Below are 3,622 nucleotides of genomic sequence, written 5' to 3' on the forward strand. Positions count from 1 at the left end.
CTAGAGTGCCATGCATGCCCACGGACCCGGCGCTGGACCTGGCGCTGGTGCGCCGCTTCGAGCCGGTGATCCGCTACACGCACGGCGAGCTCTTCCTGCCGATGTCGGTGGCCGACTACGTCGTCGGCTCCCGGCTGGTGGCCAGAGACGGGAACGGGCCGATCGTGCTGGCCGAGCGGGGCAGCCTTACTCTCGACGGCCTGGCCGAGCTGGGCCTGTCCGAGGCCGACCACGCGCTCTCGCTCGAGCACGTCGGGGCCGCCCTGCAGCGGAGGGACTACCGAGCCTGGCGCCGGCGACCGGAGCGTGACAGGTTCCGGGCCTCGAGCCGGTTCGCGGCGGTGAGCCTGCCGTCGCGCCTCATCGACGTCGGCCTGCGGCTCACCCTGCTGCTGCGGGGGCGCGTGCCCGGCGGGTTCGCCGCCGCCGCGCACGAGGCCTACCTGCACAGCCCCCACTACCGCAAGCCGCACTACTACGCCCACGTGTCACGTGACGGCGGCTACACGGTCCTGCAGTACTGGTACTTCTACGCCATGAACGACTGGCGCTCGACGTTCGGCGGCGTCAACGACCACGAGGGCGACTGGGAACAGGTCACCGTATACCTCGCACCCGAGGAGGTGACCTCGGCGGACCCGCTCGACGGGGCGACCGGGACGCAGTCGCCGGGGCTCCGGCCGGCGTGGGTCGCCTACTCGTCGCACGACGAGGTCGGGCCCGACCTGCGACGGCGCTGGGACGATCCCGACCTGTCGCGGGTCGGCGAGCATCCGGTGGTGTTCGCCGGGGCGGGGTCGCACTCCGGAGCGTACCTGCAGGGTGAGTACCTCATCACCTCGGAGCTGCCGTTGCCCCCCTGGCTCTCGAGGGTGACCGCACGCGTCCGCGGCGACGCCCACGGGCTGCTCCGCATCCCCTACATCGACTACAAGCGCGGCGACGGGACCACCGTCGGTGTGGGCGGCGACCTCGAATGGATCCCGGTCCTGGTCGACGACACGACTCCGTGGGTCCGCGACTATGCCGGCCTCTGGGGCCTGGACACCGAGGACCCGTTCGGCGGCGAACGTGCCCCTGCCGGGCTGCGCTACAACCGGAACGGCACGCTGCGCGAGTCGTGGGCCCAGCCCGTCGCGTGGGCGGCCCTGGACCGGGTCGCGCCGACCGCCGCACAGGCGCACGACGAGATCCTCGCCGTCCGCGACCGGCTGGTGTCCACCCTGGCCGAGTCGCAGCGGCGGCTGTCCGAACGACGGGACGTGCTGCGCGGCGCCCACGCGGCGGAGCTGGCGCTCGGCATACCGGCGAACCAGCCCGGTCGGCAGGTGGCCGGGCTGGACCGCGAGGTCGCCGGGATCCGCCGGGAGGTCGCCGAGCTGACCTCCCTGCTCGAGGGCGCGGAACGGTCCCTGGCCGCGCCGGCCCCCACCCCGTTGCCGCACGCGCACCTTCGCCACCGGGCCGTCCCGCTGGGCCAGGACCAGCTCGCCCAGGGCCGGGCCCTGCGGGTGTGGACCGCCCTGTCGGCCTCGCTGGCGCTGCTGGCCCTGGGCGTCCTCATGCTGGCCGGGCTCGCCTCGGCCCGGTCCGTCCTCTGGCTGGCCGGCGCGATGATCGTCATCGAGGCCGTGCTACGTCGACACCTCGGGCTGCTCCTGCTCGGGGCGGGTGTCGTCGTGGTCGCGGCGTTCGGGATCTGGGGCATCGTCTCGGTCGCGCTCGGACACCTCGATCTGGGGTTCGGCGTACTGCTCGTCATCGGCGCCCTCTACATGGGCCTCTCGACCCTGCGCGAGGCGACCCGCTGACCCCGCTGGGACGGGCTGGTGAGGGCCCGGAGGACACCGGACAGCCCGGCCACGAGGTCACCACCCGAGCTGTGCCCGATCGCGAGGACGGCCCCGAACCGGCGGGCGACCTCCTGCTCGACGGCGGGGTCGCTCGGGCCGACCGTGACCAAGGCCGCCAGGAGGGCGGCCACCTGCGGCACGCAGTACCCGTCCGCGGCCGCGGACAGGAGCGCGGCCGACAGGTCGGTGGTGCGATGCAGGGACCGGTCGACCGCTTCGGCCACCTCGGCGAGGGCGGCCCCCGATGGCCCCCAGGCGCGCAGCGCCAGCAGCACCCCGCACAGGGCATCGTCGCCGCTCGGGGTCAGGCCCTGACCGGCCCCGACGAGGGCACCGACCTGGCGCTCGACCGGCCGGCCCGTGAGCGCGGCGCGCGCGATGGCCGCGCAGCCATTGCCCAGGACGTCACCCGGCGGGAGCAGGCCCACGCCCGCAACGGGGAACGGCTGACCGGAGCGGACCCGATCCGGGCGCCAGGCCCGCACGGCCCGCACCTCGAGTCCCGACCCGCAGACCCGACCGCCACCGATCACGACCCGGGCGCCAGGTGCCACGGGCCAGTGGACCACGGTCGAGGAGACACCCAGACGAACCGCCGTCGGCAGCAGCAAGGCGTCAGCGGTCACGACCGGCAGCACCCGGTCCACACCTACCCCGCCGTCGACGCGAAGGTAGAGCGCAGTCGGGAAGGCGGCCAGGACCGTGCCGCCACGGGGTTCCCCCGTGACCATCTCGCGGGTCAGGGGTGACACTGCGCCAGGTAGGTGCACGCGTCCTCCTCACGCCCGGCCGAGGCTCGCCGCCGCGGCCGGCCGGGCCGCACCGTGTCGTCGGGACCAGGACCGACGGCGGCAGTACCGGTTCAGTCTCGCACCCCGCTGCTGCAGCCGGCTCGGGCAGGGCGCCCGGTCAGCCCGCGGCGAGGTCTCGAGGCAGGGGCCAGGCCCACCGTCAGTCTCGCCCTGGCTCAACATCCCAGCCGGTATGCCGCTCACCCGGTTCGAGCGCATCACCTGACCTCGGTCAGCGCCTTCGTCGCCGGGCATGCGCTAGACAGGTGACATGGACGATGGCAGGTCCCGGGAGCTCAGGGTCATCGCATACGAAGGTGGCCGTCGGTTCGTCGAGCACCTGCGGCGCGTCGGACTGTCCGAGTACTCACTCCAGCTCGTCGGCGAGGCCCTGATGCGGGAGGTTGGTGCGGGCACGGCCGGGGCGGCGGCGCTGGCTCGGGACTGCCGCAGTCGTCTCGACGAACGGGAGTGGGACGGCGACGAGGAGCTGTCGGCCGCCCTCGCGAGCGTCCTCGGCGACGGCCCGGTGCCGCTGCTGCGCCCGCTGCCCGTCAGCCTCGAGGAGCTGGCCTACGTGCTGGAGTCGCAACCCGACTACGAGTACCCGGACGGTCGGATCGACCTGACGAACGGCGAGGTCCTGCCGGGCTCGGCCTTCGCGTACCTCGTCGAGACCGGGGAGCTGTCCGGCGAGGACGCCGACGGCTACGACCCGGACCGGTGGCTCCGGGTCGAGGCGCTGGGCGCCAGGTCGGCATACCGGGACATGGAGTGGTTCATCGACCAGCAGGCCGACGAGGGCCTGCGGGACCGCCTCGACCGGGCGATCTCCGGGCGAGACGCCTTCCGCCGGTTCAGGGACGTGCTGGAGCAAGTGGGTCTGCTCGAGCAGTGGTACGAGGTCGAGAACGACTCCCAGCGGGGCCGGGCCCGTCAGTGGCTGGCCCACGAGGGCTACCTGCCGGTGACCCGGGA

General features: G+C 73.8%; 3 protein-coding genes. 2 read left to right on the forward strand and 1 reads right to left on the reverse strand.

Features of this window, described 5'->3' with window-relative positions:
* Positions 1-14 precede the first annotated feature (14 nt).
* Positions 15-1,811 carry a hypothetical protein gene (locus WMI84_RS17475; RefSeq protein ID WP_347355052.1) on the forward strand — a complete coding sequence of 599 codons (1,797 nt, stop codon included), beginning with the start codon at positions 15-17 and terminating at the stop codon, positions 1,809-1,811.
* Here WMI84_RS17475 and WMI84_RS17480 read toward each other — a convergent pair.
* Positions 1,772-2,623, reverse strand: coding sequence for a DUF2877 domain-containing protein (locus WMI84_RS17480; RefSeq protein WP_347355053.1), 852 nt, complete (start codon positions 2,621-2,623; stop codon positions 1,772-1,774). The two genes, WMI84_RS17475 and WMI84_RS17480, sit on opposite strands and share 40 nt — an antisense overlap.
* Positions 2,624-2,915: 292 nt before the next feature.
* Between WMI84_RS17480 and WMI84_RS17485 the strand changes: the two genes are divergently transcribed.
* Positions 2,916-3,622 (forward strand): UPF0158 family protein (locus WMI84_RS17485; RefSeq protein ID WP_347355054.1); only part of this gene is annotated, 707 nt, incomplete at its 3' end.

Origin of the sequence: Intrasporangium sp. (assembly GCF_039812505.1) — a bacterium.
GTDB lineage: Bacteria > Actinomycetota > Actinomycetes > Actinomycetales > Dermatophilaceae > Intrasporangium_A.